The organism is Falsihalocynthiibacter sp. S25ZX9 (assembly GCF_041205405.1).
In the GTDB taxonomy this organism is placed as follows: Bacteria; Pseudomonadota; Alphaproteobacteria; order Rhodobacterales; family Rhodobacteraceae; genus Falsihalocynthiibacter; species Falsihalocynthiibacter arcticus.
The window spans coordinates 1-311 of record NZ_JBGFCD010000201.1 but is presented as its reverse complement, the minus strand read 5'-3'; the positions used below and the strand labels follow the sequence as shown (position 1 = coordinate 311).

The 311-nt window shown below is 46.0% G+C and carries 1 protein-coding gene; it reads right to left on the bottom strand.

Annotated elements, in window-relative coordinates:
* Positions 1 to 157: 157 nt before the first annotated feature.
* A complete protein-coding gene (locus AB9F29_RS21905) occupies positions 158 to 283 on the bottom strand; it encodes a DUF1330 domain-containing protein (protein WP_369757248.1) in 126 nt (41 codons plus the stop codon).
* Positions 284 to 311: the final 28 nt, after the last annotated feature.

Sequence of the window (311 nt, the reverse complement as noted above, 5' to 3'; positions counted from 1 at the left end):
GCCAAAATACGGTCGATGCGGGCGATTTCTGTGTTGGAATAATCGCCATCGGTGCGTGCTATGCGCACAAGCAACCCCGCAATTGCAATGGGGTCGTCGAGTTTTTGTGTATCTGCTTCATTTTCAAAAAGAGAAAATATTTTATCAATCATTTTAGTTATGTTGCTTCCTTTAGGGAGGTTTTAGCAAAGGCAACGCCGTTCGCCGCGACATAGGATTTGTAACCTTCCTGATCGCCCACATCTACATGCGCGATCCAGTATCCTTTGAGACGGTCTGTCATATGTCCCCCCCAATTTTTGGTAGGTTAG